The following is a 3,737-nucleotide window of genomic DNA, read 5'->3' on the forward strand; positions in this document are numbered from 1 at the left end:
ACTTTATTGTTCCTACTATAATTGAAGGCTCAATATATCCTGAGCAGCACAACATCTACTTATTAAAAATCATTTTTATTATGACATTAGCCCACTTGAATGCACCCAGAAAGGTGATATGTACTATGTTTTGGCTCTTTAGCCGCTATGAGCGTGAATGATACTGCACCCAACAATAATTCTACTTGGAATCGGCAAGTATACCACCGCCTGAAACTTGCCTTAAGTCTTGGCTTACGACGACAAATTCTTTTGGCAATATGTGATGATTTATACTTAAGAAATCAGGTGGCAGCCCGTTTGCATTCTACATTGGCTTATCCTGTTGGACAGGTGCTATATCAATCATCAAATGCTCAGGAAAATAGCACTCCAGCTTATCCGCGATTAGTCACGTTGCGTTTGGATTTAAACGATCCGAACCCCATAATCCAGATTAATCAATGGTTGACTAATTATCCACCGCCAATTGTTGGGGCATCAAAAGACACGCCTGGAAGACCTTTTCCAGTACCAGCATTTCAGATTGTCGGCGTGGAGCATCTCACTAAGCAACCAGTTGCAACACAGCGTTTATTTTTGCACTATCTCCGCTTAAGCGAACAATATTTCTCTACACAAGAATCCAGCCGATTTCTAGAATCTAATTTGCTTTTGTGGATACCACGTCCTTGGTTGTCGGCTATCAAGCAATCAGCACCACAGTTTTGGCGTTGTCGTACCGGCGTATTTGTGTTTGCCGGAGAACCCACACCAGCAACTCAGAATTTGGCCTATCCAGAACGTTTTTCACGTTCAGGAACCTTGGATTTAGGGAATATTGAGCAGTCGATTCTAGATGAATCAGTTAACCAAGCAGAACTCAGAACCGCAGCCACTGAGTTCAAGTTTGAGAATAATTCTGATTTTCCAGTAGACATACAAGAGAATCGCGTACACAAAACTGAGGAAGTTTCGCCATCAACAGCGGATTTATTGAAGGCTACGCCACAACAACAGGAATCTACAAATCGGTCTGGTAGTGGAAGTAATAATCAATCGCTGTCGTCTTTATCTTATATTAGCAGTGAGTTAACGGAGCTAGTAATAGCAACAATTAATACAAATATTGCTCAAAATACAGAGGATTCCTTACAACCACAGCAGATTTTATTAGAGATTGAAGAATTACACGAAAATCTTGTTTCAGAGGAGATACTGGCAGAGGCTTATCATCGCTTGGGTACTTTATACCGTCTTCGCATTGAGCAAGGAGAGGCGACTTTAGAAAACCTGATGGTGGCAATTATTGCCTATCAGGAGGCAATTAGCTATGACGAAAGCTCACCGCAACTCCCAGATATCTTGAATGATTTGGGTACACTCTACTGGATGCTATACCGCACACCACCCAATTCTGAAGAGGGACAGACTTATATAGAGCAGGCAATAGAATTTTATCAGTTGGCGTTAAAGATAATTTCGCCCCAAACACATTCGGAAACTTACGCTCGTGTACAAAATAATTTGGGGACAGCCTATGGTGATTTAGCTCGTTTCTCTCACCCATCGGAAAATTGGCAGCAAGCAATTTTCGCTTACAGTGAAGCACTCAGTTACCGTACAGCTGAAATGGATTCATTAAAGTATGCGGCTTGCCAAAATAATTTGGGTACTGCTTACTGGCATCTTGGGCAATACAACCAACCGATTGTGCATTTAAAGAAAGCGATCGCAGCTTACAATGAAGCACTTGCACACTACAACCCTGAAGAGGAACCGCTCAAGTATGGGATGATTCAAAACAATATCGGTACTGCGTTTTGGAATCTGGCACAATACGAACAACCTGCTCAAAACCTCCAGCGAGCCATAGATGTTTATAGCGAAGCTCTCAAGTATCGCACTCCAGCTAATGTTCCCAGTGCCTGCGCCGCTACACAAAATAATCTGGGTACTGCCTACTGGCATCTAGCAAACCTATCTGAGACTACTAAAGAGGCACGGCAAAAGTATCTGCAACTATGTATCAGCGCTTACGAAGAAGCTATAGCTTTGGCTCACTCACTTAGCGGTACTTCTTTAAGTTTTGATTTGCTTGCCTCTCACAATAACCTGGGACTAGCACATTATCAACTAGTAATAGATAAGTCTTTTAATGGCGACAAAGCAACACGCTCTCAACACTTAGAAGTAGCATTAGATAACCATTTGCAAGCCTTAAACGGATTAAGTAAACAACCAGAGGCTTATCAAACAACCTTTGCTTATGTGGTGAAAACTATTCGTGCTTTTCATAATGAGTTAGGGATACAGGGACAAAACCTGGCTTTGTCTAAAATTCCTAGCCAGTTGTTACCAGAGATTTTGTCAAAATTATGAATCCCATTGCTCTCCATAGTGCGGAGAATGTCAAAAAAGTGTAACTTCATATCAGCTTGACAATTTATTTGGAAGTCAAGTAAGGTAGCGATGTTTATGACGGGCTACGCCTACGTAATTACTAGACTTCTTGTATAAATCAAAAAAAGAACCCTACTCCGCCTTTGACTTACATCAAAGTCTGCACTTCTGCTGGATTTAGCCTGTTAGGGAAGTTTATGCAAGAGGTTTACCGTTTTACTAATTACAAAATAGTGAAATATATCTTAACAACCCATGATATTAACTTAATAAATATAAATTATTCATTAAGTTATTTTGAAATACACATAAATATTTTATAAAAAATACAAGAAGACATGGGCGTGTTTTCCGTAAATTTACTAGGGTAGACTGAATACCTACTTGAAAGAAGCTCCAGAATGAACGTTAAAACCTAGAATTATGAAACTAAGTTTTGTTTTGGCTACTGCTATATCTAGTTTTTTTGTGAGTTCGACCACAGGATTTGGTTTCTCTGGTCAAGCACAAGCTCTAACTTTTTCTGGCATCTCTAGTCCGATATGGGGAAATCCTACTCCAGGAAGCACCGATACTAATCCCATATATACAGGTGTGGGAAGTAACACATTTACTTGGGGTAAAGCTACTTCGTCGCCAGGACTTCCAAATCAACTAACCTCTAATGGAACTTCATTTTCTGCGGACATTAACTCTGTATTCAAAATAGCTGATTTAACTTACTTTAATGGAAAGATAGTACCCGATACAGGCATTGAATTTGTACCTTTAAATCTGAATGTATCTTTCAGCCCACCTGTAGGAACCAGCCAAGTTTTTGACTTCAACTTGCGTTTAGTAAATACACCTAACGACTCAAAAGATCCCGGAAAGAGTGCAGACTTAGTATTTTTAGACGCAAATTTGAGTAATCGCAGTTTCACCTTTGGAAGTAATAAATATACCCTTGAGTTAATCGGTTTTAATCTAGATGGTCGCCAGAAAAGTATTCAGGCTCTTGAAGAAGCTACAACTACAACAGCTATTTATGCCAAAATCAAAACTATACCCGAACCTGCGTCAGTGTTTGGTCTATCCTTGCTAGGGATATACCTGATATCTCGTAAAAATCCTTGGAAAAAAAATACTAAGAGCCGATAAATTATGACTTTTTCAAAACCCTTGTAGAGATGTAGTGCTACTATGTCTATACATTATTTTTCACCAGATGTCTAATTTATAGAAATAGGCAATGAGGGATAGAGAACAGAAAAAAGGGATGGATAGGTACTAAGTCTTGTTCAAAAATTAAATAGGAGTCCTCATAGAGTAATCCGATTTGATTTTTGAACTTATTTGCGTGGACAGCCAAGAAG

At 39.5% G+C, this 3,737-nt stretch carries 2 protein-coding genes; both read left to right on the forward strand.

Annotated elements, in window-relative coordinates; translation table 11 throughout:
- Positions 1-147 precede the first annotated feature (147 nt).
- Entirely contained in the window at positions 148-2,361 is a 2,214-nt protein-coding gene (locus IQ229_RS17670) for a tetratricopeptide repeat protein (protein WP_194045927.1), read from the forward strand.
- Positions 2,362-2,805: 444 nt separating this feature from the next.
- The gene (locus IQ229_RS17675) at positions 2,806-3,522 is read left to right on the forward strand and encodes a choice-of-anchor K domain-containing protein (protein ID WP_194045929.1); all 717 of its coding nucleotides are present in this window, start codon (positions 2,806-2,808) and stop codon (positions 3,520-3,522) included.
- Positions 3,523-3,737: the final 215 nt, after the last annotated feature.

The organism is Nostoc cf. edaphicum LEGE 07299, assembly GCF_015207245.1.
Lineage (GTDB): Bacteria > Cyanobacteriota > Cyanobacteriia > Cyanobacteriales > Nostocaceae > Nostoc > Nostoc edaphicum_B.

Excerpts from the sequence above, each read along its gene's own strand:
- IQ229_RS17670 (WP_194045927.1), top strand. The coding sequence starts at position 148 with ATGAGCGTGAATGATACTGCACCCAACAATAATTCTACTTGGAATCGG.
- IQ229_RS17675 (WP_194045929.1), top strand. The coding sequence starts at position 2,806 with ATGAAACTAAGTTTTGTTTTGGCTACTGCTATATCTAGTTTTTTTGTG.